General features: G+C 70.1%; 25 protein-coding genes, 1 tRNA gene, 1 other RNA gene and 1 pseudogene. 9 read left to right on the top strand and 19 right to left on the bottom strand.

Going from position 1 to position 25,427, the window contains the following annotated elements; translation table 11 throughout:
• Positions 1-201 precede the first annotated feature (201 nt).
• The 8 genes from BJP65_RS15915 to BJP65_RS15880 form a co-directional block, all read right to left on the bottom strand.
• The gene (locus BJP65_RS15915) at positions 202-540 is read right to left on the bottom strand and encodes a bacitracin resistance protein (protein ID WP_070409749.1); all 339 of its coding nucleotides are present in this window, start codon (positions 538-540) and stop codon (positions 202-204) included.
• Entirely contained in the window at positions 537-1,097 is a 561-nt protein-coding gene (locus tag BJP65_RS15910) for a hypothetical protein (RefSeq protein ID WP_055939753.1), read from the bottom strand. Before BJP65_RS15910 ends, BJP65_RS15915 begins: the two co-directional genes overlap by 4 nt.
• Before the next feature lie 159 nt (positions 1,098-1,256).
• A complete protein-coding gene (ilvC, locus tag BJP65_RS15905) occupies positions 1,257-2,282 on the bottom strand; it encodes a ketol-acid reductoisomerase (protein ID WP_055836447.1) in 1,026 nt (341 codons plus the stop codon).
• Between the two features lie 63 nt (positions 2,283-2,345).
• Positions 2,346-2,855, bottom strand: a complete 510-nt coding sequence (ilvN, locus tag BJP65_RS15900; protein ID WP_055836445.1) for an acetolactate synthase small subunit — start codon at positions 2,853-2,855, stop codon at positions 2,346-2,348.
• A 1-nt stretch (position 2,856) separates the two neighbouring features.
• Positions 2,857-4,662, bottom strand: a complete 1,806-nt coding sequence (locus BJP65_RS15895) for an acetolactate synthase large subunit (RefSeq protein ID WP_055836442.1) — start codon at positions 4,660-4,662, stop codon at positions 2,857-2,859.
• 43 nt (positions 4,663-4,705) lie between these two features.
• Entirely contained in the window at positions 4,706-6,424 is a 1,719-nt protein-coding gene (gene ilvD, locus BJP65_RS15890; RefSeq protein ID WP_070409748.1) for a dihydroxy-acid dehydratase, read from the bottom strand.
• Positions 6,425-6,522: 98 nt separating this feature from the next.
• Positions 6,523-7,338 carry a trehalose-phosphatase gene (gene otsB / locus BJP65_RS15885; protein ID WP_070409747.1) on the bottom strand — a complete coding sequence of 272 codons (816 nt, stop codon included), beginning with the start codon at positions 7,336-7,338 and terminating at the stop codon, positions 6,523-6,525.
• The gene (locus tag BJP65_RS15880; RefSeq protein WP_070409746.1) at positions 7,335-8,792 is read right to left on the bottom strand and encodes a trehalose-6-phosphate synthase; all 1,458 of its coding nucleotides are present in this window, start codon (positions 8,790-8,792) and stop codon (positions 7,335-7,337) included. The genes otsB and BJP65_RS15880 overlap by 4 nt, the downstream gene beginning before the upstream one ends.
• A gap of 200 nt (positions 8,793-8,992) precedes the next feature.
• On the opposite strand from BJP65_RS15880, the gene BJP65_RS15875 reads away from it, so the two are divergent.
• Positions 8,993-9,247 (top strand): hypothetical protein, encoded by a 255-nt coding sequence (locus tag BJP65_RS15875; protein WP_055939745.1) that lies wholly within the window; start codon positions 8,993-8,995, stop codon positions 9,245-9,247.
• Between the two features lie 61 nt (positions 9,248-9,308).
• On the opposite strand, the gene BJP65_RS15870 is transcribed toward BJP65_RS15875, so the two are convergent.
• The 3 genes and pseudogenes from BJP65_RS15870 to BJP65_RS15860 all read right to left on the bottom strand — a co-directional run bounded on the left by BJP65_RS15870 (position 9,309) and on the right by BJP65_RS15860 (position 12,076).
• Complete coding sequence (locus BJP65_RS15870; protein WP_070410072.1) at positions 9,309-10,511, bottom strand: acetyl-CoA C-acetyltransferase; 1,203 nt, start codon at positions 10,509-10,511, stop codon at positions 9,309-9,311.
• Between the two features lie 57 nt (positions 10,512-10,568).
• Positions 10,569-11,222, bottom strand: coding sequence for a CoA transferase subunit B (locus BJP65_RS15865; RefSeq protein ID WP_181015951.1), 654 nt, complete (start codon positions 11,220-11,222; stop codon positions 10,569-10,571).
• Positions 11,223-11,306: 84 nt separating this feature from the next.
• A pseudogene (locus BJP65_RS15860) lies at positions 11,307-12,076 on the bottom strand (CoA transferase subunit A).
• A 103-nt stretch (positions 12,077-12,179) separates the two neighbouring features.
• Here BJP65_RS15860 and BJP65_RS15855 point away from each other — a divergent pair.
• The 4 genes from BJP65_RS15855 to BJP65_RS15840 all read left to right on the top strand — a co-directional run bounded on the left by BJP65_RS15855 (position 12,180) and on the right by BJP65_RS15840 (position 16,617).
• Complete coding sequence (locus tag BJP65_RS15855; protein ID WP_083285905.1) at positions 12,180-13,025, top strand: IclR family transcriptional regulator; 846 nt, start codon at positions 12,180-12,182, stop codon at positions 13,023-13,025.
• Between the two features lie 35 nt (positions 13,026-13,060).
• Positions 13,061-13,516 carry a MarR family winged helix-turn-helix transcriptional regulator gene (locus BJP65_RS15850; RefSeq protein WP_070409745.1) on the top strand — a complete coding sequence of 152 codons (456 nt, stop codon included), beginning with the start codon at positions 13,061-13,063 and terminating at the stop codon, positions 13,514-13,516.
• Positions 13,513-14,736: an MFS transporter gene (locus BJP65_RS15845; protein ID WP_070409744.1), complete on the top strand. Its 1,224-nt coding sequence runs from the start codon at positions 13,513-13,515 to the stop codon at positions 14,734-14,736. Before BJP65_RS15850 ends, BJP65_RS15845 begins: the two co-directional genes overlap by 4 nt.
• 222 nt (positions 14,737-14,958) lie before the next feature.
• Positions 14,959-16,617: an HNH endonuclease signature motif containing protein gene (locus tag BJP65_RS15840; RefSeq protein ID WP_070409743.1), complete on the top strand. Its 1,659-nt coding sequence runs from the start codon at positions 14,959-14,961 to the stop codon at positions 16,615-16,617.
• A gap of 210 nt (positions 16,618-16,827) precedes the next feature.
• On the opposite strand, the gene BJP65_RS15835 is transcribed toward BJP65_RS15840, so the two are convergent.
• A complete protein-coding gene (locus BJP65_RS15835; protein ID WP_070409742.1) occupies positions 16,828-17,397 on the bottom strand; it encodes an NUDIX domain-containing protein in 570 nt (189 codons plus the stop codon).
• Between the two features lie 111 nt (positions 17,398-17,508).
• Positions 17,509-17,584 (bottom strand) — tRNA-Lys (locus tag BJP65_RS15830).
• Between the two features lie 102 nt (positions 17,585-17,686).
• Here BJP65_RS15830 and BJP65_RS15825 point away from each other — a divergent pair.
• Together BJP65_RS15825 and BJP65_RS15820 are read left to right on the top strand one after the other, a co-directional pair.
• The gene (locus BJP65_RS15825; RefSeq protein ID WP_055939734.1) at positions 17,687-18,508 is read left to right on the top strand and encodes an inositol monophosphatase family protein; all 822 of its coding nucleotides are present in this window, start codon (positions 17,687-17,689) and stop codon (positions 18,506-18,508) included.
• Complete coding sequence (locus BJP65_RS15820; protein ID WP_083285904.1) at positions 18,505-19,083, top strand: hypothetical protein; 579 nt, start codon at positions 18,505-18,507, stop codon at positions 19,081-19,083. The genes BJP65_RS15825 and BJP65_RS15820 overlap by 4 nt, the downstream gene beginning before the upstream one ends.
• Positions 19,084-19,129: 46 nt before the next feature.
• Here BJP65_RS15820 and BJP65_RS15815 read toward each other — a convergent pair whose 3' ends face one another.
• On the bottom strand, positions 19,130-19,498 hold the full coding sequence (locus BJP65_RS15815) for a hypothetical protein (protein ID WP_070409741.1): 369 nt from the start codon (positions 19,496-19,498) through the stop codon (positions 19,130-19,132).
• 136 nt (positions 19,499-19,634) lie between these two features.
• Between BJP65_RS15815 and BJP65_RS15810 the strand changes: the two genes are divergently transcribed.
• Positions 19,635-20,174, top strand: a complete 540-nt coding sequence (locus tag BJP65_RS15810) for a YaeQ family protein (RefSeq protein WP_055939728.1) — start codon at positions 19,635-19,637, stop codon at positions 20,172-20,174.
• A gap of 97 nt (positions 20,175-20,271) precedes the next feature.
• Here the strand turns inward: BJP65_RS15810 and ssrA are convergent.
• Positions 20,272-20,641, bottom strand: a transfer-messenger RNA (tmRNA) gene (gene ssrA, locus BJP65_RS15805).
• A gap of 243 nt (positions 20,642-20,884) precedes the next feature.
• Between ssrA and BJP65_RS15800 the strand changes: the two genes are divergently transcribed.
• Complete coding sequence (locus BJP65_RS15800) at positions 20,885-21,541, top strand: SIMPL domain-containing protein (RefSeq protein ID WP_070409740.1); 657 nt, start codon at positions 20,885-20,887, stop codon at positions 21,539-21,541.
• Positions 21,542-21,633: 92 nt separating this feature from the next.
• Here BJP65_RS15800 and smpB read toward each other — a convergent pair whose 3' ends face one another.
• The 4 genes from smpB to prfB all read right to left on the bottom strand — a co-directional run bounded on the left by smpB (position 21,634) and on the right by prfB (position 25,392).
• Positions 21,634-22,110 carry an SsrA-binding protein SmpB gene (gene smpB, locus BJP65_RS15795; RefSeq protein WP_070409739.1) on the bottom strand — a complete coding sequence of 159 codons (477 nt, stop codon included), beginning with the start codon at positions 22,108-22,110 and terminating at the stop codon, positions 21,634-21,636.
• Positions 22,111-22,209: 99 nt separating this feature from the next.
• Positions 22,210-23,127, bottom strand: coding sequence for a permease-like cell division protein FtsX (ftsX, locus tag BJP65_RS15790; protein ID WP_055836391.1), 918 nt, complete (start codon positions 23,125-23,127; stop codon positions 22,210-22,212).
• Positions 23,124-24,155: a cell division ATP-binding protein FtsE gene (gene ftsE, locus BJP65_RS15785; protein WP_055939721.1), complete on the bottom strand. Its 1,032-nt coding sequence runs from the start codon at positions 24,153-24,155 to the stop codon at positions 23,124-23,126. Before ftsE ends, ftsX begins: the two co-directional genes overlap by 4 nt.
• A 127-nt stretch (positions 24,156-24,282) precedes the next feature.
• Complete coding sequence (gene prfB, locus BJP65_RS15780; RefSeq protein ID WP_055939718.1) at positions 24,283-25,392, bottom strand: peptide chain release factor 2; 1,110 nt, start codon at positions 25,390-25,392, stop codon at positions 24,283-24,285.
• Between the last annotated feature and the right edge of the window lie 35 nt (positions 25,393-25,427).

Below are 25,427 nucleotides of genomic sequence, written 5' to 3'. Positions count from 1 at the left end.
TCCTTCGAAACGGTGCGTGGGGACCGGCGCGCACCCCTGTGCCTGTCCGGCGCGAACCGGAAGCGCGAAGCGTGCGGGCCGTCTGCCAGCCTAGCGCGGAGCCGAGGACGCCCCCGACCGTGTGACGGAGAGTTCCGGATGCCGGGAACCGGGCGCCGACAGCGGACGCCGCGAATCGCGCGGTGACGTCAGCGGCTCAGCTCACCCGCCGTAGAGCCCGTACGAGGTCGTCCCGTACCCGACGATGGCCAACCAGAACGCGGCCGACAGCGTCAGACCCGCGAGGAGGACGATGGCGAACTCCCCCGCCTTGCGCCGCTGGCCGATCGCGAAGGCGGCGCCGAACGCGAGCAGGGGGAACACGATGGGGAGGATGTAGACGACCCATCCGAGGCCGTTCAACCCGAGGGGGCCGGTGGCCTGGAGGATCAGCAGCGCGACCGCGCTCCACACGACGTAGGCGTAGAAGAGGCCGAACAGACCGGCGATGGTCACGACGAGGCCGGTAGGCAGGTGACGCGGGCGGGCGGGCGCGCTCATGCGAGGGATCCCATCGACAGGAAGGGCCAGGGAACGAGCAGGACGATGCCCAGGATCAGCAGCAGGAACCGCTGCCAGGTGCGCCACCCGCGCGTCAGCACGAGCACGGCGACGAACCACACGATCGGGGCGAGAGTGGCGCCGATCGTCATCGCGACGACGGTGACCTCGGGGATCGGGATCCCGAGTCCCTGCAGCTGCCGACCGGCGAGCAACCAGCCGACGGCGAAGAGCAGGAAGGTCGCGGCCACCATGCCGATGCCGACGAGACCCGCGTTGCCGAGCGGCGCCGCGCTCCGCGCGGCCGCGGTGTCGTCGGGAGCCGGTTCGACCGGCGCGTCCGCGGCGGTCTCGTGCACGGGGGCGTCAGCGGCGGGCGCGTCCGCCTCGGGACGGTGGACCGGCTCGGGCACGAGAGGTTCGGGCCGCGGCTCGGGGACGAGCGGGTCGGGCCCGGTACCGCTCGGATGCTCGGCGGCACGCTTGTCTCCGACGTCGAGCGTCGGATCGTCGTCACCGCCCCACGAGAGGGCGTCGTCATCGCGCGGAGTACTCACGCGTCCACGGTAGCGTCGCTCCCCCGCCCGCCGCTCGCGCCCCGCCGGACGGGGAACTCGTGCGACGGCCGAGCACGCGGCATCCGATGACCGTCGCCCCCTCGGGAAACACCGAACGCCCCGGAACCGCAAGGTTCCGGGGCGTTCGAGTGGCCAGACTCAGCGCGCGGCCGAGCCCTCGACGTAGTCGCTGTCCTGCTGCTTCCACGCGAACAGACCGCGCAGCTCCTTGCCGGTGGCCTCGATCGGGTGACCCTGCTCCTTCTCGCGGAGCTCGAGGAACTCGGGGGCGCCGTTGTCCTGGTCGGCGATGAAGCGCTCGGCGAACGCGCCCGACTGGATGTCGGCCAGCACACCCTGCATGCTCTTCTTCACGTCGGACGAGATGACGCGGGGGCCCGAGACGTAGTCACCGTACTCGGCGGTGTCGGAGATCGACCAGCGCTGCTTGGCGATGCCGCCCTCCCACATGAGGTCGACGATGAGCTTGAGCTCGTGCAGCACCTCGAAGTACGCGATCTGCGGCTGGTAGCCGGCCTCGACGAGGGTCTCGAAGCCCGCCTGCACGAGGTGGCTCATGCCACCGCAGAGCACGGCCTGCTCGCCGAACAGGTCGGTCTCGGTCTCTTCGGTGAAGGTGGTCTTGATGACGCCGGCACGCGTGCCGCCGATGGCCTTCGCGTACGAGAGGGCGGTGTCCCAGGCCGAGCCCGAGGCGTCGCTCTCGACGGCGATGATGTCGGGGATACCGCGACCCGCGACGTACTCGCGACGCACGGTGTGGCCGGGGGCCTTGGGGGCGACGAGGATGACGTCGACGCCCTCGGGGGCGTCGATGTAGCCGAAGCGGATGTTGAAGCCGTGCGCGAAGGCGAGGGTCTTGCCCGCGGTCAGCTTGTCCTTGATGGAGTCCGCGAAGATCGAGCGCTGGTGCTGATCGGGCGCCAGGATCATGATGAGGTCGGCCCACTCGGCCGCGTCGGCGACGTTCTTGACCTCGAAGCCGTCTTCCTGCGCCTTGGCGGCCGACTTGGAGCCGTCCTTGAGGGCGATGGTGACCTCGACGCCCGAGTCGCGGAGGTTCTGCGCGTGCGCGTGGCCCTGCGAGCCGTAGCCGACGATGGCGACCTTCTTGCCCTGGATGATCGCGAGGTCGGCGTCGTCGTCGTAGAAGATCTCTGCCATGAGGATGTTTCTCCTTGAATCGTGGCCCGCTCCGGGGCCGCTGGTGAATGGAAGTGAAAAAGCTCAGCCGCGCAGGACGCGCTCGGTGATGCTCTTGCCGCCGCGACCGACCGCGAGCAGCCCCGATTGCGCGAGCTCCTTCACGCCGAAGGGCTCGATGGCCTTCAAGAACGCTTCGACCTTGCCCTTGTCGCCGGTGATCTCGATCACGATGGCGTCGGACGCGTAGTCGACGACCGAGGCGCGGAAGAGGTTCACGACCTCGAGCACGTTGGCCCGCGTCGAGTTGTCGGCGCGCACCTTCACGAGCACGTGCTCGCGCTGCACGGATGCCGCGGGGTCGAGCTCGACGATCTTGATGACGTTGATCAGCTTGTTCAGCTGCTTCGTCACCTGCTCGAGCGGCAGCCCCTCGACGTCGACGACGACGGTGATGCGGGACAGGCCCGGCACCTCGGTCACGCCCACGGCGAGGGATTCGATGTTGAAGCCGCGACGGGCGAAGAGCCCGGCGACGCGGGTCAGCAGACCCGGTTTGTCCTCCACCAGGAGGCTCAGCACGTGCCTCGACATGTCAGTCCTCCTGCTCGCTGAACGTGGGCGAGTGGTCGCGGGCGTACTGGACGTAGCTGTTGCTGACGCCCTGCGGCACCATCGGCCACACCATGGCATCGGCACTCACGACGAAGTCGATCACCACGGGGCGGTCGTTCGTGTCGAGCGCGAGCTGGATGGCGGCGTCGATCTCGTCTTCGCTCTCGACCCGGATGCCGAGGCAGCCGTACGCCTCGGCCAGCTTCACGAAGTCGGGGATGCGGCGCGTGCCGTGCCCGGTGTTGAGGTCGGTGTTGGAGTGGCGTCCGTCGAAGAACAACGTCTGCCACTGGCGCACCATGCCGAGCGAGGAGTTGTTGATGATCGCGACCTTGATCGGGATGTCGTTGATGACGCAGGTCGCGAGCTCCTGGTTGGTCATCTGGAAGCATCCGTCGCCGTCGATCGCCCACACCGCGCGCTCGGGCTGGGCCACCTTGGCGCCCATGGCCGCGGGAACGGCGTAGCCCATCGTGCCGGCACCGCCGGAGTTGAGCCACGCGTTGGGACGCTCGTACTTGATGAACTGCGCGGCCCACATCTGGTGCTGTCCGACGCCCGAGGCGTACACGCCCTCGGGTCCGGTCATCTCACCGATGCGCTGGATCACCTGCTGCGGCGACAGCAGACCGTCGGTGGTCTTGGCGTATCCGAGCGGGAACTCCTCGCGGAGTCCGTTCAGGTACGTCCACCACTCGGTGTAGTCGTGCGGCTGCTCGGCGTCTGCGGCGCGGAAGGCGGCCTCGAGGTCGATGAGAACCTCGCGCAGGTCGCCCACGATCGGCACGTCGGCGAATCGGATCTTCGAGATCTCGGCGGGGTCGATGTCGACGTGCACCACCTGGGCGTGGGGGGCGAACAGCGCCGCCTTGCCCGTGACGCGGTCGTCGAAGCGCGCGCCGAGCGAGACGATGAGGTCGCTCTCTTGCAGCGCGAGCACGGCGGGCACCGTGCCGTGCATGCCCGGCATGCCGAGGTGCTGGTCGTGCGAGTCGGGGAACGCGCCGCGCGCCATGAGCGTCGTCACCACGGGGGCGCCTGTCGCTTCGGCGAGCACCTTGAGCTCGGCCGAGGCATTCGAACGGATCGCGCCGCCGCCCACGTACAGCACGGGCTTCTTGGCGGTGGCCAGCAGCTGCGCGGCGGCCTGGATCTGCTTGCCGTGCGCCTTGGTCACCGGGCGGTAGCCGGGCAGGTCGATCTTGGGCGGCCAGACGAAGGGCGCCTCGGCCTGCTGCGCGTCCTTCGTGATGTCGACGAGCACGGGGCCGGGGCGGCCGGTCGAGGCGATCTCGAAGGCCGCGGCGATGGCACCGGGGATCTCGTCGGCGGCCTTGACCAGGAAGGAGTGCTTCGTGATCGGCATGGTGATGCCGACGATGTCGGCCTCTTGGAAGGCGTCGGTGCCCATGAGGGTCGAGAACACCTGACCGGTGATGCACACCAGCGGAACCGAGTCCATGTAGGCGTCGGCGATGGCGGTGACGAGGTTGGTCGCACCGGGGCCCGACGTGGCGATCGCCACGCCGACGCGACCCGATGCGGCCGCGTAGCCCTCGGCCGCGTGGCCGGCGCCCTGCTCGTGGCGCACGAGGATGTGGCGGACGTTCTCGTCGTCCATGAGGGGGTCGTAGACGGGCATGATCGCCCCGCCCGGAAGACCGAACACGTCGGTCACCCCGAGAAGATCGAGCGATCGGACGACCGCCTGCGCACCCGTGAGCACGGGTGCCGGTGCGGTGCGTGCGGGCGGCCGGGGAATGGCCGTGGTGGAATCGACGGACATGGTGGTACCTCGAGAACCAGAGAAGGTGAGAAGGGGACGGCCGTCAGCCCGTGACCGCGCCCTCCGCGGCGGAGTGCACGAGCTTGGAGTACTTGGCCAGAACGCCACGGGTATAGCGCGGGGGGAGCGGTTCCCAGCCCTCACGGCGGGAACTCAGCTCGGCCTCATCGACGATCAAGTCGAGGGTGCGAGCGGCGATATCGACCCGTATCAGATCACCATCGCGCACGAAGGCGATAGGACCTGCGTCCACCGCTTCGGGAGCTATGTGGCCGATGCAGAGTCCGGTTGTGCCGCCTGAGAATCGACCGTCCGTCAAGAGTAGTACATCTTTTCCGAGACCCGCGCCCTTGATGGCGGCGGTGATGGCGAGCATCTCGCGCATACCGGGGCCGCCCTTGGGGCCCTCGTACCGGATGACGACGACGTCGCCGGCGGCGATCTGCCCCGCCTCGAGGGCGTCCATGGCGGCGCGCTCGCGTTCGAACACGCGCGCGGGGCCCTCGAAGACGTTGCCGTCGAAGCCGGCCGACTTCACGACCGCACCCTGGGGCGCCATCGACCCGTGCAGGATCGTGATGCCGCCGGTGGCGTGGATCGGGTTGTCGAACGAGTGGATGACCTTGCCGTCGACGGGGTCGGGGTTGAGGTCGGCGAGGTTCTCGGCGAGCGTCTTGCCCGTGACGGTGAGCGCGTCGCCGTGCAGGAGGCCCTCGTCGAGCATGGCCTTCATGATGACCGGGATGCCGCCGTGGCGGTCGACGTCGTTCATGACGTACTGACCGAACGGCTTCATGTCGGCGACGTGCGGCGTCTTGTCGCCGATGCGGTTGAAGTCGTGCAGGTCGAGGTCGACCTCGGCCTCGTTGGCGATCGCGAGCAGGTGCAGGACGACGTTGGTGGAGCCGCCGAGCGCCATGGCGAGGGCGATGGCGTTCTCGAACGCCTCTTTGGTGAGGATGTCGCGCGTGGTGATGCCCTGGCGCAGCAGGTTGACCACGGCCTCGCCCGAACGGTGGGCGAAGTAGTCGCGGCGACGGTCGGCCGACGGCGGTGCGGCGGAGCCGGGGAGGCTGAGGCCCAGGGCCTCGGCGACGGAGGCCATGGTGTTGGCGGTGTACATGCCGCCGCACGCGCCCTCGCCCGGGGCGATCGCGCACTCGATGCGCTTGAGGTCGGCTTCGCTCATCTTGCCCGCGAGGCACGCACCGACGGCTTCGAAGGAGTCGATGATCGTGACGTCCTTCTCGGTGCCGTCGCTGAGCTTGACCCAGCCGGGGGCGATGGAGCCGGCGTACAGGAAGACGCTCGAGAGGTCGAGACGGGCGGATGCCATGAGCATTCCCGGGATCGACTTGTCGCAACCGGCGAGCAGGACCGACCCGTCGAGGCGCTCGGCCATCATGACGGTCTCGACGCTGTCGGCGATGACCTCGCGCGACACGAGCGAGAAGTGCATGCCCTCGTGGCCCATCGAGATGCCGTCGGAGACGGAGATGGTGCCGAACTGCAGCGGGTATCCGCCGCCGGAGTGCACGCCCTCTTTCGCACCCTGAGCGAGGCGGTCGAGGCTGAGGTTGCAGGGCGTGATCTCGTTCCAGCTCGACGCGATGCCGATCTGGGGCTTGTCCCAGTCCTCGTCACCCATGCCGACCGCGCGGAGCATTCCGCGCGACGTGGTGGCTTCGATGCCGTCGGTGACGACGCGACTGCGGGGCTTGATGTCGAACTCGCCGTTGTTCGGATTCTGCGGTGCGGGCATTGCTGAAGTCTATTGCGCGTGCCGACCCTGCCACGCCCGTCGACGCGCGATCCTTCGATTACCGGTCACGGTCGGATATGCGCTGACGGGATGCGCTCTCAGCCGGTGTGCGCGGCGCGCAGCCGCGCCACCGTCTCGAGCACCTCGACGAACCCGTCGATGTCGGAGACCGTCAGGGCGGCGACGGTCTCTCCCCCGCCCACGCGCACCCCGAGGTCGCCCGGCTCGAGCGAGGCGAGGGCGTCTTCGTCGGTGACGTCGTCTCCGGCGAACAGCACGCCGGTGGCGCCGAGGCGTTCGCGCAGGTGTCGCACCGCGGAGTCCTTGCCCTCGTGACGGAAGGAGTACTCGAGGATGTCGTGGCCCGTGCGCCGACGCCAGGTCGGCGCCTGCGCCTGCACCAGTCGATCGGCCGTCGCGCGCGCGGCCTCGGCTCCCCCGGCGTCCGCCGTGCGGGTGTGCACGCCGAGGCCGTACTGCTTCGGTTCGATGCGCACGCCCGGGATCTCGGCGACGGCGCGCGAGATCTCGGCCGTGAGGCGGTCGCGCAGCGCGGTCTCATCGGCGGCGTCGGCCGGGGTCCCGTCGGCGGTGCCGACCGGAGCGTCGGACGAGACCGTCGTCTGCTCCCCCGGCATCCGGAATTCTGCGCCGTGCGAACCCGCCAACCAGATGGGCGAGTCGTCGCCGTGCTCCGCGATGACGCGCAGATCGGCGAGGGTCCGGCCCGAGACGAGGGCCACGGTCGTGCGGGGAAGCGCGGCGAGCTCGTCGACCACCGCGCGCGCACCCGCGGTCATGCGGGCCGTGAGTGGTTCGTCGACGAGAGGCGACAATGTGCCGTCGAAGTCGAGGGCGACGAGCAGGGTCTCGGTGGTGGCGACGGCCTCGATGGCCGCGTCGGGCGCGGTCATCGGGCGTCCTCGCCCTCGGTGCCCGCCTCGACCTCGACCGCGGCGGTCGCGCTGGTCTTGTCGTGGAAGGCCGAGAGTGCTTCGAGGAAGCCGCGCGACCAGGCCTCGACGTCGTGCTCGCGCACGCGCCTGCGCAGAGTGCGCATGCGTCGTCCCTGCTCGGCCGCGGGCATGTCGATCGCGCGGATCACGGCATCCTTGAGCCCGTCGATGTCGTGCGGGTTGATCCTCAGCGCACTGCCCATCTCGTCGGCGGCACCCGCGAACTCGCTCAGCACGAGGACTCCGCGGTTGTCGATGCGGCTGGCGACGTACTCCTTGGCCACGAGGTTCATCCCGTCGCGCAGCGCCGTGACGAGCATGACGTCGGCGGCGAGGAACAGCGCCACCATCTCTTCGCGCGGGTAGGACTGGTGCAGGTAGCGGATGGCGGTGTGCGTGGTCGTGTCGTAGTCGCCGTTGATGCGCCCGACGGTCATCTCGATCTCGTCGCGCAACTGCATGTAGGCGTCGACGCGCTCCCGGCTGGGACTCGCGACCTGCACGAGGGTGGCGTCTTCGACCGTGGCGCGTCCGTCTTCGAGCACTTCGCCCCACGCCTTGAGGCGGTGGCGGATGCCTTTGGTGTAGTCGAGGCGGTCGACACCGAGCAGGATCTTGCGCGGATTGCCGAGACCCTCGCGGATCTCGCGGGCGCGCTGCTGGATGTCGGGGCGCTGCGCGAGCTCGATATACGACTCGGCGTCGATCGAGATGGGGAACGCCTTCGCGAGCGCGACGCGCGTGCCGCCCTCGCCGTCGGGCACCAGGATGCCGCTGGCCTTGGTCTCGTAGCGCAGCTGACGCCGCACGGCACGGGCGAAGTTACCGGCGTCGGCCACGCGCTGGAAGCCGATGACGTCGGCGCCGAGGAGCCCCTCGAGCACCTGCTTGCGCCACGGCAGCTGCGAGTACAGGCCGTACGCGGGGAAGGGGATGTGGTGGAAGTACCCGATCGTGACGTCGGGGCGCAGCTCGCGCACCATCTTGGGTACGAGCTGCAGCTGGTAGTCCTGCACCCACACGGTGCCGTTCTCGGCGGTGGCGTCGGCAGCGGCCCGGGCGAAGCGCTGGTTCACGCGGACGTAGGCCTCCCACCAGGCGCGCTTGTACGTGGGCGGGGAGATCACGTCGTGGTAGAGCGGCCAGATCGTGTCGTTGGAGAAGCCCTCGTAGTACAGCTGCACGTCGGCGACCGACAGGGTGACCGGCACCAGCAGCGTGCCGTCGAACTCGAAGGGCTCGACCTCGACGTCGGCTTGACCCGCCCAGCCGACCCAGGCGCCCTCGGCGCTGCGCATGACGGGCTCGAGGGCGGTGACCAGCCCTCCCGGGGATCGCCGCCATCCCTCGCCGTCGGGGGTGCGATCGACGGGCAGACGATTGGCGACGACGACGAACTCGGCCTGGGTCACAGGTCCTCCTCGGGGATTGCTCTCAGGCTAACAGCGGTGCGGAAACGCGCAGGGGGCTGGACGGGATGCGACACGAGCGTCGACGGACCGTGGCGCGCGCCCGCGGTCGACGCGGCGTCCGAGCTCGGTCGATCGACGCGTCGGCGCGTCACCGTGTCAAGGCGCGTCGTGCGTTCCCCCACCCTGGGTAGGTTGGGCGCATGCGCCAGTACATCTTCGGAACCGGTCTTCTCAGCGCCATCACCGGCGGCGTCACGCTCTTGCGCGCCCTGCGCAACGACGAGCCGTTCACGTGGCGCGTCGCGCTCGCGTGGCTCAGCTGGGGCATCACCCTGGCCCTGGCCATCGGGTCGGTCGTCGACACCCGTCGCGCACGCCGCGGCAAGGTCATCGCGGGCGACTCCCCCGTGTCGAAGAAGCAGCAGAAGCTCCTGAAGAAGCGCCTCGCGCGCTGACCCCCCCCCCTGACGGCGAACGGATGCCGCGGCCTCGAGGTCGCGGCATCCGTTCCGTGTTTCAGTCGGCGACGTTCTCGCGGGTGAGGATCAGCGCGTCTCCCTGGCCGCCGCCGCCGCAGAGCGCCACCGCCGCCGTGCCACCGCCCCGCTTGACCAGCTCGTGCACGGCGTGCACGACGAGGCGGTTGCCCGAGACCCCGATGGGGTGACCGATCGCGATGCCGCCGCCGTGCGGGTTGACCACGTCGTCGGACAGGCCGAGCTCGGCCTGGGAGCGGGCGACGACCGCGCCGAAGGCCTCGTTGATCTCGACGAGGTCGAGGTCGCCCGCGCTCAGCCCCTGCGCGTCCAGGGCAAGGGCGATCGCGCGTGCCGGCTGGGCGTGCAGCGAGTTGTCGGGGCCGGCGACCTGGCCGGCGGCGCCCACCACGGCGAGAACGTCCCAGCCGTGGTCGGCCGCGGTGCGACGGGTGGTGACGACCACGGCCGAGGCGCCGTCGGAGATCTGCGAGGCGTTGCCGGCGGTGATCGACCCGCCCTCCGCGAAGGCGGGGCGCAGCTTCGCCAGGGTCTCGACCGTGGTGTCGGCGCGGATCCCTTCGTCGGCGCGCACGACGAGCGGCTCTCCCTTGCGCTGCGGGATGGTCACGGGCACGATCTCGGCGTCGAAGACCCCGGCCGCCTGCGCGGCGGCGGCCCGCTGGTGCGAGCGGGCGGCCACGGCATCCTGATCCTGGCGCGACACCTCGTACCGCGTGTTCGCCCGCTCGGTCGACGCGCCCATGCTCTCGTGGTCGTACGCGTCGGTCAGCCCGTCGTGGGCGAGGTGGTCGAGCACCTCGACCGAGCCGTAGGCGTAGCCCTCGCGCGAGTTCATCAGCAGGTGCGGCGCGCGGGTCATGGACTCCATACCGGCGGCGACGACGACCGTGGCGTCACCGAGGCGCAGCATGCGCGCGGCGTCGATGATCGCGGTGAGGCCCGACAGACACACCTTGTTGACCGTCGCGGCGTGCACGTCCCACCCGATGCCGGCGGCGAGGGCCGCCTGGCGCGCGGCGTTCTGCCCGACTCCGGCCTGCAGCACCTGGCCCACGAGCACCGCGTCGACCGACGCGGCCGGGATCCCGCCGCGTTCGAGCGCCCCGCGGATCGCCGCGGCCCCGAGCTCGACGGCGGTGAGCGGGGCGAGCTGCCCCTTCAGCCGTCCCTGGGGCGTGCGGGCGGCGGCGACGATGACGACGTCGGTGTCGTGTGACATGGCGGTGTCGAGTGACATGGGGTGTCCTTCCGGTCGGGAGACGGTGGAGCGGGGCCGTCAGGGCCGTGCGGAGACGCCGGGGGCGACGATCAGGGCGGGCTCGGTGGCATCCTGCACCTCTTCGATGGTGACACCGGGGGCGAGCTCGGTGAGCACGAGCCCCTCGTCGGTCACGTCGATGACGGCCAGGTCGGTGATGATGCGGTCGACGACGCCCCGGCCGGTCAGCGGCAGCGAGCAGGTGTCGACGATCTTGGGCGTTCCGTCTTTGGCGACGTGTTCCATGAGCACGATCACCCGGGCCGCTCCGTGCACGAGGTCCATCGCGCCGCCGGGGCCCTTCACCATCTTGCCCGGGATCATCCAGTTCGCGAGGTCGCCGGATGCCGACACCTGCATCGCCCCGAGGATGGCGGCGTCGATCTTCCCCCCGCGGATCATGCCGAAGCTCAGCGCGGAGTCGAAGAACGCGGCTCCCGGGAGGATGGTCACCGTCTCTTTGCCGGCGTTGATCAGGTCGGCGTCGACGGCGTCGTCGGTCGGATAGGGACCGACGCCCAGGATGCCGTTCTCGGACTGCAGCACGACGGTCACGCCGTCGGGCACGTGGTTGGGCACGAGGGTGGGCAGGCCGATGCCGAGGTTGACGTAGGCGCCGTCGGCGAGTTCGAGGGCGGCACGCGCGGCCATCTCGATGCGGGTCAGGGGCATGTCAGATCCTCTTCTCGGACGGGGCGGACGGGGCGGAGGCGATCGGCGGCCGGGGCGGCGACGGACGCCGGCACGCGCGGCACCTCATCGGGCGCTCCCGCTCACCGTGCGCTTCTCGATGCGCTTCTCGACCTCGCCCACCTCGACGATGCGGTGCACGAACACCCCGGGCAGGTGCACGGCGTCGGGCTCGATCTCGCCCGGTTCGACGAGGGTCTCGACCTGCACGATGCACGTGCGCCCGGCCATCGCCGCGAGGGGGTTGAAGCTCCGCGCCGCCTTTCGGAACACCAGGTTGCCGTGGCGGTCGCCCTTCCAGGCGTGCACGAGGGCGAAGTCGGTCGTGATCGCCTCTTCGAGCACGAACTCCCGGGGCTGGCCGTTCACGTCGAACGTGCGCACGTCCTTGGGGGCGAGGCCACCGCGATGCCCCCGGATCCGTCGTAGCGGCGGGGCAGACCCCCCTCGGCCACCTGCGTGCCCACGCCGGTCTGGGTGAAGAAGGCGGCGATACCGGCGCCCCCCGCACGCAGCTTCTCGGCGAGCGTTCCCTGGGGCGTGAGTTCCAGCTCGAGTTCGCCCGAGAGGAACTGCCGCTCGAACTCCTTGTTCTCGCCGACGTACGACGAGGTCATCTTGCGGATGCGTCCGGCCCCCAACAGGATGCCGAGTCCCCAGTCGTCGACGCCGCAGTTGTTCGAGACGACCGAGAGGTCGCGGGTGCCCTGGGCGAGCACCGCTTCGATGAGGGCGATGGCGTTGCCCGACAGGCCGAACCCGCCCACGGCCAGGGACGCCCCGTCAGGGATGTCGGCGACGGCCTCGGCGGCCGAGCTCCAGGTCTTGTCGATCACGCGAACTCCTTCGTGTCTGCGTCGTCAAATGCTGCTCCGGCGAGCGCCGGGACCGGCAGCGGGTTCTTGCCATGTGGATGAGTCGGGGCGTAGCGTCCACATCATGGACACGGCATCCGGAATCGACCCCGACGACGGCGCGGGTCGACGCGGCGGATCGCCCACCCCGTCCGCGGGCGGGCGCGGGGTGCCCGGCGCTCAGGCGATCGCCCGGGCCGCGCACCTGCTGCGCCTCGTGACGGCGGCGGGCGCACGCGGCGCGACCGTCGGCGACCTCGCCCGCGACGCCGACCTCACCCGCCCGACCACGCACCGGCTGCTCACGGCCCTTCGCGCCGAGGGCCTCGTCGACCGTGACGAGCACAGCGGGCACTGGCTTCCGGGTCCGGAGCTGTACCTGATGGGGAGCGTCGCGGCATCCCGCTTCGACATCACCGCGACGGCGCGCGACATCGTGCGCTCGCTCGCCGTCCGCACCGAGGAGAGCGCCTTCCTCTCGGTGCGTCGCGGGGACGAGACCGTCTGCCTCGTCCGCGAGGACGGCAGCTTCCCCATTCGTTCGTTCGTGCTCTCGGAGGGCGTGCGGTTCCCGCTGGGCGTCGCGTCGGCCGGCCTGGCGATCCTCGCGTTCCTACCGCCCCAGGACGTGGACGCGTATCTCGAGCGGCATCCGGAACTCGTCGAGAAGTGGGGCGCCTCGCACTCGCCCGCGCGGTTGCGCACGCGGATCGGCGATACGAAGGCGCGCGGCTATGCGGTGAACCCGGGGCTCATCGTGGAGGGCAGCTGGGGCATCGGCGCGGCCGTGTTCACCCGCGACGGCGACCCGCAGTGGGCGCTGAGCCTCACGGGCGTGGAGTTCCGCTTCGGCGGCGAACGGCTGGCGGAGCTCGGGCGCATCCTGCTCTCGCACGCGCACCAGCTGTCGACGCGCCTCGGCTCGCGTTAGATACCCCCGGTATATACCTGCGGTATGCTTTTGGTATGACCCGCGACGACGACCTGCAGAAACTCCTGCTCGCGGTGCACGCCCTCACGCGCATCGCGGCCATCGACACCCAGAACGACGCCCCCGGCGCGCAGTGGCGCACCTTGACGCTGCTGCGCGACCACGGCCCCCAGCGCCTCGGCGACCTGGCCACCCTCAGCCGGGTGACCCAGCCCGGCATGACCCGCCTCGTCCACCAGATGGACGCCGCGGGGCTCGTGGCCCGACAGGCCGACCCCGCCGACTCGCGGGTCAGCGTGATCGCCGCGACCGACGCCGGGATCGAGGCGCTCACCCGCTGGTTCGAGTCGCTGCGCACAGCCCTGGCCCCGCAGGTGGCGGATCTGACGGATGCCGAATGGGACGCCGTGCGCGTCGCCGCCGGCGCCCTGTCGGCCCGCGTGGGCCTGCAGCCCACCCCCGCGCCCGAGACGATCGGAGCCGGTCGATGAGCGGCACCACTCCCAGCGTCTGGAAGCAGCCCGCACAGGTGTGGGCGGTGGCGTTCGCCTGCGTCGTCGCCTTCATGGGTATCGGTCTGGTGGATCCGATCCTGCCGGCCATCGCCGACGCCCTGCAGGCGAGCCCCGTCGAGACCGAGCTGCTCTTCACGAGCTACCTCGTGGTCACGGGACTCGCGATGCTCGTCACCAGCTGGATCTCGAGCCGCATCGGCGCGAAGGCGACCCTGCTGGTCGGCCTCGGACTCATCGTGGTCTTCTCGCTGCTGTGCGCTCTGAGCGGCAGCGTGGATGCCGTGATCGGCTTCCGCGCCGGCTGGGGTCTCGGCAATGCCCTGTTCATCTCGACCGCGTTGGCCACCATCGTCGGAGCCGCATCCGGCGGCAGCTCGGCGGCCATCATCCTGTACGAGGCGGCACTCGGCCTCGGCATCGCCATCGGGCCGCTGCTCGGCGGCATCCTGGGCGAGGCGAGCTGGCGCGGACCGTTCTTCGGTGTGGTCGTGCTCATGGCGATCGCGTTCGTCGCGGTCACCCTGCTGCTGCGCGGACCGACGCCCGAGCGGCGGCCGATCGCGTTCAGCGCGCCGTTCCGTGCTCTCGGTCGTCCCGCGCTGGCGATCCTCGCGGCGACCGCGCTGTTCTACAACATCGGCTTCTTCACCCTGCTCGCCTTCTCACCGTTCCCGCTGGGGTTCGGGGCCATGGGGATCGGCCTGACGTTCTTCGGCTGGGGCCTGGGGCTCGCCGTCACGAGCGTGTGGGTCGCCCCGCTGCTGCTGCGGCACCTGCGCTTGACGACCGTGCTGCTGATCGCCCTGCCGCTCCTGGCCGTCGATCTGCTGGTCGCCGCCTTCGTGGTGTCGTCGGCCACGGCACTGGTGGCGTGCATCGTCGTCGGAGGTCTCGTGCTCGGCGTGGTGAACACCGCGCTGACGGAAGCGGTCATGGAGGCCACCGACCTTCCGCGCTCGGTCGCGTCATCGGCGTACTCCGCCGTGCGGTTCCTCGGCGGGGCCGTGGCTCCCCCGCTGGCCGCGCTGCTCTGGCACGCCTACGGCGCCGGAGTGCCCTACGTCATGGCCGCGGTGTCGGTCGTGATCGCGAGCGCGTGCATCCTGTTCGGACGCCGCCTGCTGGCCCACATCGACGGAGCACACGCGGATGCCGCGGACGAAGGCGCTGCGGTGCTGATCGGCGACGCCGCCTGAGGGGCGGCGTGAAGGGCCTCGGTCTGCGGCGTGAGTCGCGGGGCGGGGCCCTTCGTCGGTGTGAAGGGTCTTCGGGGCGGGGGCGTTCCGGGGGCGTGATCGGGCGGGGGTGCGGGCGTTCGGCGGAGTCGCGAGCGTTCGGCGGGGGACGCGGTTCGACCTTCGAGTGTCCCCGTCGACGACCGTTCCGCCGATGTCGGAGGTTGCCGATACCGTCTGGACATGAGCCTCTCCGCCCCCGTGAACGGCAGCCGCCGGGCCGTCGAATGGTGGCGCGATGTGCCGCCTCCGAGCGCCCGAGATCTGCAGCTCGAAGCCGACACGCTCTGGGCGAGAGAGCTCGGACTCCTCGACGGTGAGGAGAATGCCGGCGGCCTTCCCTCCGGCGAGTTCTCCTGGACCGAGATAGACAGGTCGACCGACATCGTCGACTCTGACGACGACCCCGGCGGCGACGACCCAGCGCCCACCGCGCACGACGGCTTAACCAGCGCATCGCAGGACGGCTCGACCCCCACCGCAGACACTGGCGAGGTCGCGAGCGCGCCGATCCTCGACGGCGAGGCCGACGTCGACGATCTGCTACGCGCGCTCGAGGTCGCAGCGGTGACGCAGCGCCGCGCCACCGCCGAGGGGTACCGACTCATCGCGCTTCTCGTGAGCCGCGCGAGCATCGATCCCGAACCCTGGGTCGGCCCCGACCCCACGCTCGACGGCGTGGGGAGCGACCCGCGACGCCGTGGGGCCGCGGCCATCGCGCGCGACCGGTGCGACCTGGCTCAGCGCGCGGCCGTCGCCGAGATCGCCGTGCGCCTGCGCCTCTCCGAGCAGACGGTTCGCCTCCGCGGCTCGCAGGCAGAGAGCATGCAAGAACGCTGCCCGCGCACCTGGAACGACTTCGCCGAGGGGCGCACGTCGGAGCGGCACGCCGTCGAGACCGCTCGTCTCGCGGACAGCCTGCCCGACAGCCCCGAGACGTGGGCGGCCTTCGACGACGGCGCCTCGGAACGCGCGCGCACCTTGACGCCCGCAAAGTTCGTCGTGGCTGCGCGCGCGCTTCGCGAACGCGTCCACGCCGACTCCCTCGAGCAGCGACACGCGCGAGCCGCTCGCGACCGCGGCGTATGGGTGACGGCGGAACTCGACGGCATGGCGACACTGAGCGCGCTGCTGCCCGCGGATCGTGCCCACGCGGCGATGGCGCGCGTAGACCGGTTCGCCCGACACCTGCGCGCGACCCCCGACGAAGAACGGACACTGGCGCAGCTGCGCGCCGACACGCTGGCCGACCTGCTGGACGGAGCCGACACGGTCGACGGCGCGCGCCCAGGCTCCGCACCGGCCACCGCCCCATCCCCCGGCCTGGCCACCCCACACACCCCCACGGCTCGCGCGCGCCCCGCCCCCTCACGCGGCTCCATCGTCGTGACCGTTCCCGCGCTGACGCTCCTCGGCGGCGGCGACGGACCGGCGACCCTCGACGGGTACGGTCCGATCGACCTCGACACCGCCCGTCGCCTCGCGGGTGGCGCCACGAGCTGGACCCGTCTGCTCACGCACCCGCTCAGCGGGGCCCCGTTGGCGCTCGATCGCACGTCGTATCGCGTGACGGCCGCGCTGCGCCGGTGGTTGGGCGTCACCTCACCGACGTGCGTATTCCCCGGCTGTGCGCGCAGCGCGCGGGACTGCGACATCGACCACCTCACGGCATGGGCCGAGGGAGGCACGACAGACGCCGACAATCTCGAACCCGAGTGCCGACATCATCACCGACTGCGGCACGAGTCGCGCTGGAGTCCCTCGCGCGATCCCGACACCGGCGATGTGCGATGGACCTCCCCGCGCGGCCACGAGGTCGACACAGACCCGCCACCGTTCTGACCGAGCGAAGCGCGACGGAGCCCTACACCCCCGCCACCTCGGCGTGAACCGCCCCGCGCGGCCGCGAAGTCGACACAGACCCGCCACCGTTCTGACCGAGCGAAGCGCGACGGAGCCCTACACCCCCGCCATCTCGGCGTGGACCTCCCCGCGCGGCCACGAGGTCCAGACAGACCCGCCACCGTTCTGACCGCAAAGCGGGAGGGAGCCCTACGCCCCCGTCACCTCGGCATCGCCCTCACGCACCCGCTCCCCCAGCACGTCCCAGAGCTGATCGAACCGCATGTTCCACGGGGTGGCGAAGACACCGTCCTTCCACCGCTCGTGCACGACGTCGAGTGTGACCCACTCGGCATCCAGGACCTCTTCCGGGTCGGGGATCGGAGTCACTTCGCTCGCCACCCGCGCGACCCAGAGGTCGAAGAGGGCGCGCGGCTCCACGACACGGCCCACGAGGACGAGGTCGTCCGGGGCCACGGCGATACCGGTCTCCTCCTCCAGTTCGCGGACCGCCCCGCCGCGGCTCGACTCTCCTCGAAGGGCACTGCCCGCGGGGAACTCCCACGCGAGCGGGTAGTCCTTCCCCGCGGCGCGTCGGCTCATCAGCACCCGACCGCTCGGGGCGACGACGCACACCGAGGCCACGATGTGGAACGAGCCCTCCGGCACCGGTCCGTCCCCCCGGCGGTGCAGCCCACCCGTCGGAGTACCCTGCACATCGGTCACGTCCCACAGTTCGTCGTCGGCCATGGCATCCCCCGTCTGCGCCGCGACGAGCACGCGCGGGCTCCTCCATCTTGCCGCGGGACAACCGACCGGCACCCGGAGAATCGCCCCGAAAATGCGAAAATCCCCCCTCGCCCTGGTGAGGCGAGAGGGGAATTTCGGAGGTGGTGCACCCCCTCGGACTCGAACCGAGAACCCATTGATTAAGAGTCAATTGCTCTGCCGATTGAGCTAGAGGTGCGTCTTCACAGTTCGAAATCGGCGTCTCGAACCGAGGGATTACGTTACCAGGCATGACGCGGCGACACCAAATCGTGCCAGGGGCGCCGGTTATCCTGGTGCGGTGTCCTCCACTGCTGCCCCCTCCGCGACCTCGACGGATCTGACCGACGACCTCGCCCTCGCGCTGCGGCTGGCCGACGCCGCCGACGCGGTCGCCATGGAACGCTTCGACGCGGCCGACCTCCGCATCGACACCAAACCCGACCGCACCCACGTCACCGAAGCCGACCTCGCCACCGAGCGCGCGATCCGCGCGATCCTCGATGCCGAGCGGCCCGACGACGCCATCCTCGGCGAGGAGTTCGGCACCTCGGGCGACACCGCGCGCCGGTGGGTCATCGACCCGATCGACGGCACCCACAACTACATGCGCGGCATCCCGGTGTGGGCGACGCTGATCGCCCTCACCGTCGACGGCGTACCTCAGATCGGCGTCGTCAGTCAGCCGGCGATCGGTCGACGCTGGTGGGCCGCCACCGGGCAGGGCGCGTGGACGACCACCGCCACCGGCGACGAGCGCCGCATCCACGTCTCGGGCGTCGACCAGGTGTCGGCTGCGAGCATCAGCTTCCAGAGCATCGAGCAGTGGGATGACGTCGATCACCTTCCCGCACTGGAGCGTCTCACGCGAGCGGTGTGGCGTGATCGTGCCTACGGTGACGCATTGCCCTACATGTGGCTCGCCGAGGGTCGGCTGGAACTCGTCGCCGAATTCGGAGTCAAGGAGTACGACATCGCCGCCATCGCCCCCATCGTGCGCGAAGCCGGCGGACGTTTCACGGCGTTCGACGGCTCCGACCGTCTCGACGCCGAGTCGTCGTTCGCGACCAACGGCCTGCTGCACGACGCGTTTTTCGCCCTGCTGCACGAGGACGCCTCGTGAGGCGCCGTCCCCTCGCCCTCGCGCTCTCGACGACGACGTTGACCGCCGTCGCCCTCATGGTCCTCGCGGGGTGTTCGGGACCGGCAGCGCCTCGGGAGGTACCGGCGGGAGCAGTTACCTCGACGCCGTCGGCCTCCGCAGCACCCGAGGTCACACCGACCACCGACGCCGTCGCAGAAGACCCGACCTGCCAGAACATCATTCCCCAAGCGACGGCCGACGACTTCGTCAGCCTGGGGTGGAGTGCGCAGTCCGAGCCGTTCCGCATCGGAAGCATCGAGCTCGACGAGGGCATCCAGTGCAAGTGGGGCGATCAGAAGATCACGACCGATCGTGTGCAGATGTTCGGCTGGGCACGCATCGACGATGCCGATGCCACGGCGGCCGAGAAGGAGCTCGTCGCCTCGGGCTGGCGTCGCGAGGTCGGCGACGCGGGCACCTACATCACCGAGGACCCCTCGTGGGCGATCAGCACGGACGGCGACGGGTACGGCATCACCTACCTGTTCGGTGACGGCTGGGTGAAGCTCGCCGACACCCGGCAGAGCCTGGTGCTCGTCGAGGGTCCCCAGTAACGCACCCCCGCCTCGGTACACCGGTCGAGGGCGTCCACTCGGACGGTCACCGGTACGGGTTGACCGCAGCCGCATCGCGCGCGGCCCCGAACCCCTCGTCCCAAGCGTCGCCACGCGCCTCGACCTCGCGCCACAGTGCGTCCGCCTGCACGACGCGGTGCGCGAACGCGACCCAGTCCGCCCACGAGGCGGTGATCCCGGATGCCGAGTCCCCCGACTGCTGCGGAGCGTGCGAACCCGAACCCGGTTCCCCGTCGTCATCGGCAGCGGTGATCCCGGATGCCGGCGCACCCCCGCTCTGCCCGGAACCGGTCCCCGTGCCACGGCGCGCGAGGGCGGTCCAGGTTCCGGCGTTCGGGGTGGGAGCGAGGTGGAACGGACCGACGTCGATCCGTGCGGCGCGGGGGTCTGGCATCCCTCGACGCTACGGTCGGGGTGGCACGCGCGGCAACCGTCCCGCAACCGTCCCGCAACCGACCGACCACCGGGGCGGACCGCCCCGCTTCGCGCGAGCCTCTTCCCCACCCCGTCCTGACGTAGGCTCGAGCCTCGTGGCTATCGGCGCGACCATTCACACGTTCACCGTGCAACTGTCCGACGTGGACCGCGGCGTCTACGAGGAGCTGGCCCTGCGCGTCGCGCGGCATCCCTCCGAGACCGCCCCGTACATGCTGACTCGCGTGCTCGCGTACTGCCTCGAGTACGAAGAGGGCATCACGTTCAGCGAGGGCGTCGCCGCCACCGACGAGCCCGCCGTGATGGTGCGCGACCTGACCGGCTCGATCGTCGCCTGGGTCGAGGTGGGCGCCCCCGATGCCGCCCGCCTGCACACCGGCAGCATGAAGGCCGAGCGCACCGTCGTCTACACGCACCGCGACCCCGAGAAGGTCGCCGCCGCGTGGGCGGGCAAGCGCATCCACCGCGCCGAGGACCTGCTTCTGCACAGCTTCGAGCCCGGCTTCGTCGAGCGCGTCTCCGAAGGCATCGAGCGGCGCAACACGGCCACCCTCACCCGCACCGAGGGGCGTGTCTACCTCGAACTCAACGACGTGTCGGGCGAGAGCGACGTGCACACCCGCACGGCCGCCTGAGCGCCCACACCAAGCGCTCGGTTCGATCCCGAAACCAAGAAAGCCCTCGTCCCCGCCGAAACGGGCGGGAACGAGGGCTTTCTCACGTGACAGTGACTCGTGGAGCTGGGGGGAATCGAACCCCCGTCCAACGCTGGGTCTCCGCGTTTTCTCCGGGCGCAGTCTGTGCAGACGTTCTACTCGGCTCCGACCTTTGTCACAGACACCTAAGTCGACAAGCCCAGCCTGGGAAAGTCCCGTGTGACGTCCAGACGCCATCACACAGCAAGACCCCTAAATGACGCCAGGATCCGTGGCGGGGTCGCACACGGTCTGACGGACTATCGGGCTCGCTTACGCAGCGAGGGCGAAGTCAGTGCGCTTAGCATCGGCACTTATTGTTTTGCAGGGAGCGTTTACGAGATAACCCCACATCCTCGGCCCGCTTTCTCGCGGGTTCGCAGACGCTGTCGAAACCGATCAGCCCCGTGAACTCCGTGTGGAGCGGCCACTGTCACGCTGTTGAATTACCAATCCGGATGCCGAAGCACCGGAGCCTCACAGTCTACAACGCTCCGACACCCGGCGCATTCCGCGTGGCCCGCAGCGGTGGCGAGCTGGTGCCGGGAACTCGACGCGACCCCGCGGCGGTCGGCACGACGCGCGGCCCCGTACCCCGCCCCCTCGATCTCCTCCGCAGAACAGCGATTCCCCTCGCGTAGGCTCACCGCATGAGCGAGGTCGTGGTCACCGTCCGAGGAGAGAGCGAAGCACGCGTGCGCGCCGAAGAGGCCGCCGTCCGGGTGACGGTGTCGACCGACGGGCCGTCCCGCGGACCTGTGATCGAGGGCGCCCAGGTACGAGCCTCGTCGGTGCAGGACGGCCTGGTGGCGCACCTTCGCTCCGGCGAGGTGTCGGAATGGTCGAGTGCTCGGGTGTCGGTCTGGTCGGACCGACCGTGGAACAGCGACGGCGCGCAGCTGCCGCTCGTGCACCACGCCAGCGTCGAGCTGTCGGCGACGTTCACCGACGCCGGGGCCCTGTCGTGGTGGCTCGGCGACGTCACCGAGTCCGACGACGTGCAGGTCATCGCCGTGGAATGGCGCCTCTCCCCCGCCACACGCGTGCGCGTCGAGAGCGACGTGGCCGCCGCCGCGGTACACGTCGCCGTCGAGCGCGCGGGCGCGTACGCAAGCGCTCTGGGCTTGGCCTCCGTGTCACCGGTCGAGATCGCCGACGCCGGCCTGCTCGGGGCACGGCCGGAACCGACGGCACCCCTGTCGGCGCGCTTCGCCGCGGCCTCGGACTCGAGCGGCCCGTCGTTCAGCCTGCAGCCACCCGAGATCGTCGTGAGATCGGTGGTCGAGGGGCGCTTCCGCGCGGAATGACCGCGTCCCGCGGCAACCCAGCGCGCTGACCGCGCACGTAGGTCACCGCAACGAGCGTCACGGCAACGCAGGTCACCGCCACGAATCCGACCTCAGTCGCCCAGCCGGTTCTTCGTGCGCATGGCGCGCTCGGCTTCGCGCTTGTCTTCGCGTTCGCGGATCGTCTGGCGCTTCTCGAACTCGCGCTTGCCCTTGGCCACCGCGATCTCGACCTTCGCGCGACCGTCGAGGAAGTACAACCGCAGCGGGACGAGCGTGTACCCACCGGCCGACACCGCGTGCGAGAGCTTCACGATCTCTTCGCGGTGTAGCAGGAGCTTGCGGGTGCGCTTGGCCGAATGGTTCGTCCAGTGACCCTGCGAGTACTCGGGGATGTGCACGGCGTCGAGATACGCCTGCCCGCCGTCGATGTAGGCGTACCCGTCGGTGAGGTTCGCGCGGCCCTGCCGCAGCGACTTGACCTCGGTTCCGGTCAGCACGAGACCGGCTTCGTAGGTCTTCTCGATGGCGTAGTCGTGGCGCGCCTTCTTGTTCGACGCGATCAGTTTTCCACCCTGCTCACGAGGCATGGTGCCACCTCCTCATGATCATGGGCACACAGAGCCCTCCAGCGTACAGGATGCCGGGGTCACCGGCATCCGGGATCCGACGTCGAACGACGCAGGGGTTTATGCGCGCAGCCAGCGACGGATCGCGAAGCTCGCGCTGAGCGCCGCGAGGATCACGCCGATCACCACGATCACCGGGATCACGAAGGCGACGTCGGACAGCCCCACCCACGACGTGATGAAGCCGATGCGGTCGCGCAGGTACTGGTTGACCCCGACCCCCACGATCGCCCAGACGGCCACGCTCGCCAGAGCCGACCCGATGAGGGCCGCCAACACGCCCTCGACGATGAACGGCGTCTGGATGAAGCGGTTGGAGGCGCCGACCAGGCGCATGATGCCGAGCTCTCGCCGTCGGGCGAACGCCGACAGTCGAATGGTCGTCGCGATCAGCAGTACCGCGGCGATGAGCATGAGACCGGCGATGCCGACGGCGACGTAGGTCGCGACCGTCAGCGCCTGGAACAGCGGCTCGAGGTACTGCATCTGGTCCTTCACCTCTTCGACGCCGGTCTGGCCGCCGAAGGCTTCCGAGATGACGTCGGCCTGATTCTGGTCCACGAGGTTGATGCTGAAGGTCGCATTGAACTGGTCGGCCGTCACCACGTCGGCGATGTCGTCGGACAGCAGGCTCTTCGCGTTCTCGAACACCTCGTCGCTCGTCGAGTAGGTGTAGTCGCGGATGAGCGGGGCGAGCGCCTCGCCGTCGAGCGTCGCCTTGACGGCGTCGATCTGCTCCTGCGTCGCGGCTTGCCCCGGGGTGCAGGTGTCGACGTCGGACACCGCCGCGCACATGAACACCGCCACCTGGGCACGATCGGCCCAGTACGACTGCATCTTGCCGATCTGCATCTGCATGAGCATCGCGGCGCCGACGAAGGTCAGCGACACGAAGGTGACCAGGATGACCGAGATCACCATGGACGCGTTGCGACGCAGGCCGGTGAAGGCCTCCGAGAGGATGAGCCCGAACCTCATGACGTGGGTCCCACTTCGTCGTTGCGGTCTTTCTTCTCGCCCAGTCCCAGCCGGTCGGCGAGGCCCAGGGCGTCGACGTCCGGCGTAGTGACCGGGATGGAGCGCGTGTTCGTGCCCGGTTCGCGCGGGGCGTCGGCGGACGGCGTGGTCACGGCGGGCGTGGCGCCCGGGGCCGCCGCGGGCTCGGCGGACGGGGCCGGAGCCGGCGCGCCCTCGGGGCCGCGCAGGGGCTCGACGGGGCCGGAGATGTGGGTCACTTCGCGCTGCACCTCGAGCACGGCCGTGAGGGCGGCGACCGCGGCCGCACCCTTCTCGACCTCGGGGGCCAGGCGGGGCAGGCTCGACGTGTCGCCGTAGCCGCCGTGGCGCTCGTCGCGCACCATCTCGCCCCCGCTCAGCTCGATCACGCGACGCTGCATCTGGTCGACGAAACCGGCCTCGTGGGTCGCCATGACCACCGTCGTGCCACCGGCGTTGATGCGGGCCAGCAGACGCATGATGTCGATCGACGTGCCGGGGTCGAGGTTTCCGGTCGGCTCGTCGGCGAGCAGCACCTGGGGACGGTTGACCAGCGCGCGGGCGATCGCGACGCGCTGCTGCTCACCGCCCGACAGCTCGTGGGGAAGGCGCTTCTCTTTGCCGTCGAGACCGACGAGCGCGAGCACCTCGGGAACGGCCTGCTGGATGAACCCGCGCGAAGCGCCCGTGACCTGCAGGGTGAAAGCCACGTTCTGATGCACGGTCTTGTTCGGCAGCAGGCGGAAGTCCTGGAAGACCGAGCCGATGTGGCGACGGAAGTAGGGAACCTTGCGGTTCGACAGCGTGCGCAGGTCGCGACCGAGCACCACGACACGACCGTCGCTGGGGGTCTCGGCGCGCAGGATCAACTGCAGGCACGACGATTTGCCGGAACCCGAGGCACCGACGAGGAAGACAAACTCCCCGCGCTGCACCTCGAAGTCGACGGCGTTCAGGGCGGGCTTCGCGGTGCCGCGATACCGCTTGGTGACGTTCTCGAACCGGATCATGGCTCGATGAGCCTAAGCGGGTGCCCCGACGACCTCGACAGGACGCGCCGTGTCCGCAAACCGAGAGAGTCCTATGGATGCCGGGGTGACGGCATCCATAGGACTCTCGGACCGCGGGGGTCGCGGATCAGTCGTCGTCCTTGCGCTTGCGCCACCGGATGCCGGCGGCGATGAGCCCGTCGAGGTCGCCGTCGAAGACGACCGCGGGGTTGCCGACCTCGTACCCGGTGCGGAGGTCTTTCACGAGCTGCTGGCCGTAGAGGAAGTAGGAGCGCATCTGATCGCCCCAGCTCGCGGTGATCGTGCCGGCGAGCTCTTTCTTCTTCGCGGCCTCTTCTTCGCGCTTGAGCAGCAGCAGTCGCGTCTGCAGCACGCGCATGGCGGCCGCACGGTTCTGGATCTGCGACTTCTCGTTCTGCATCGACACGACGAGGCCGGTCGGGAGGTGCGTGATGCGCACGGCGGAGTCGGTCGTGTTGACCGACTGTCCGCCGGGGCCCGACGAACGGAAGACGTCGACGCGGATGTCACCCTCGGGGACCTCGACCTCGACGGCTTCTTCCATCACGGGGATGACCTCGACCGCGGCGAAGCTCGTCTGGCGCTTGTCGGCGCCGCCGAACGGGCTGATGCGCGCCAGGCGATGCGTGCCGGCCTCGACCGACAGGGTGCCGTAGGCGTAGGGGACGTCGACCTCGAAGGTGGCCGACTTGATGCCCGCGCCCTCGGCGAAGGACGTGTCCATGACCTTCACGGGGTACTTGTGACGCTCGCACCAGCGCAGGTACATGCGCAGCAGCATCTCGGCGAAGTCGGTGGCGTCGTCGCCCCCGGCGCCGGAGCGGATCGTGACGACCGCCGAACGCGGGTCGTACTCGCCGTCGAGGAGGGTCTGCACCTCGAGCTGACCGATCACGTCCTTGAGCGAAGCGAGCTCGCGCCGCGCCTCGTCGGCGGATTCGTCGTCGTCCATCTCGATCGCGAGACCGACGAGCACCTCGAGGTCGTCGAGGCGCTGCTCGATCTCGGTCACACGCTTGAGTTCGGACTGGCGGTGGCTGAGACGGCTGGTGATCTTCTGAGCGTTGTCGACGTCGTCCCAGAGGTTGGGCGCGCCGGCCTCTTCGCTGAGGCGAGCGATGTCGGCGGTGAGTGCATCGACGTCGACCACGGCCTGGATATCGGCGAAGGTCGAGCGAAGTGCCTGGATGTCGGCGGTCAGATCGAGTTCGAGCATTTGGATTCAGCCTATCGTGGAGACGGTGACAGCCG

Origin of the sequence: Microbacterium sp. BH-3-3-3 (assembly GCF_001792815.1) — a bacterium.
Classification (GTDB): domain Bacteria; phylum Actinomycetota; class Actinomycetes; order Actinomycetales; family Microbacteriaceae; genus Microbacterium.
This window is presented reverse-complemented; position numbering and strand designations above follow the sequence as displayed.